Raw genomic sequence first — 1,878 nt, 5'->3', positions numbered from 1 at the left:
GGACAAAGGCCGTCTGCTGGAAATCGTTGAAGTACACGGCAACCAAATCCATGCCCAATCCGAAATCGGGCAAGAGCTGATTCGAGAGGACTAATATGGCAAATTTGACATTTGAAAGTGCTGTTGAGACCATCGTCAGCATGAAGGGCGAAATTATCCAAGCCTTGGGCGAAACCTTTATTATGGTCGGTCTATCGACTACTTTCGCCGTTATCTTCGGTACGATTTTGGGCGTATTGCTGTTTGTGACATCAAGTCATCAGTTGCACTATAATAAACAGCTGAATTTATTTTTGGACAATCTGGTCAACCTGATGCGCGCATTCCCTTTCGTCATCCTGATGATTGCCATGATTCCTGTTACACGCGCCATCATCGGCACGACCATCGGCCCGGTTGCCGCCTCATTGGTATTGAGCGTATCCGGCCTGTTCTACTTCGCCCGTCTGGTAGAGCAAAACCTGCGCGAAGTGCCCAGAGGCGTGATTGAAGCGGCCTCCGCAATGGGTGCCTCGCCCATGAGCATCATCTGCAAAGTGCTTTTAAATGAGGCGCGTGCAGGTATGGTTTCCAGCATTACCGTACTGGCTATCGGCCTTCTGTCGTACAGTGCGGCAGCAGGCATGATTGGCGGCGGCGGTTTGGGCGACCTTGCCATCCGTTACGGCTACTACCGCTATCAAATGGAAGTCATCATCTTCATCGTCGCCATCCTGGTTTTACTCGTTATCCTGATTCAAGGTATCGGCAACAGATTGGCACGCAAACTGGATAAACGTTAAACAAACCAGGCCGTCTGAAATGGACTTACTATTTTTCAGACGGCCTGTTATCTATTTAGAACATATTAGGATATATATTCCAAATAAATTTACAAAAAACATCCTCATAGTTCCAAAATAGATTTACAATCCCTCTTTTTTGACGGCGGTAGCTTGAGGCCGTCTGAAACCGTTTTATCATCCATCAGGAGCAAAATATGCAAATCAACACATTCTTCAAAACCCTTTCAGCCGCTGCGCTCGCCATCGTACTGGCTGCCTGCGGCGGTCAAAAAGACAGCGCGCCTGCTGCTTCTGCCGCTTCTTCTGCCGACAACGGCGCAGAGAAAAAAGAAATCGTCTTCGGTACAACCGTCGGCGACTTCGGCGATATGGTAAAAGACCAAATCCAACCGGCTTTGGAGAAAAAAGGCTATAAAGTCAAACTGATCGAATTCACCGACTATGTGCGCCCCAACCTTGCTTTGGCTGAAGGCGAATTGGACATCAACATCTTCCAACACAAACCTTATCTGGACGACTTCAAAAAAGAACACAAACTGGACATCGTTGAAGCCTTCCAAGTACCGACTGCACCTTTGGGCCTGTACCCTGGCAAACTGAAATCTTTGGACGAAGTGAAAGACGGTGCCAGCGTTTCTGCACCTAACGACCCATCTAACTTTGCCCGTGCATTGGTTATGTTGAACGAATTGGGCTGGATTAAACTGAAAGCCGACGTTAATCCGCTGACTGCTTCTAAAAACGATATTGCCGAAAATCCGAAAAACATCCAAATCGTAGAGCTTGAAGCCGCCCAACTGCCACGCAGCCGTGCCGACGTTGACTTTGCCATCGTTAACGGCAACTACGCCATGAGCAGCGGCATGAAACTGACTGAAGCCCTGTTCCAAGAGCCAAGCTTTGCCTACGTTAACTGGTCTGCCGTCCGCACTGCCGACAAAGACAGCCAATGGCTGAAAGATGTAGCCGAAGCCTACAACTCTGACGAGTTCAAAGCCTACTCACAAAAACGCTTTGCCGGTTACAAATACCCTGCGGCATGGGGTGAAAACGCAGCTGCAGGCGCTCAAGCCGAAGCCGCCTCTACTGCTTC

2 protein-coding genes and 1 pseudogene are annotated in these 1,878 nt (G+C 49.0%); all 3 read left to right on the top strand.

Annotation, left to right across the window (positions count from 1 at the left end; translation table 11 throughout):
* Positions 1 to 94: pseudogene (locus ACTHUT_RS19430) on the top strand (methionine ABC transporter ATP-binding protein); the annotation flags it as partial.
* 1 nt (position 95) lies between these two features.
* Positions 96 to 782, top strand: coding sequence for a methionine ABC transporter permease (locus ACTHUT_RS19425; RefSeq protein ID WP_063075347.1), 687 nt, complete (start codon positions 96 to 98; stop codon positions 780 to 782).
* Positions 783 to 979: 197 nt separating this feature from the next.
* Positions 980 to 1,878, top strand: an 899-nt coding sequence (locus tag ACTHUT_RS19420; protein ID WP_440419470.1) for a MetQ/NlpA family ABC transporter substrate-binding protein, incomplete at its 3' end; no start/stop codon positions are given.

The organism is Neisseria sp. P0022.S010 (assembly GCF_051956635.1).
This window is presented reverse-complemented; position numbering and strand designations above follow the sequence as displayed.

What these genes read in the sequence shown, in the direction of transcription:
- ACTHUT_RS19425 (WP_063075347.1), top strand. Translation starts at nt 96, where the DNA reads ATGGCAAATTTGACATTTGAAAGTGCTGTTGAGACCATCGTCAGCATG.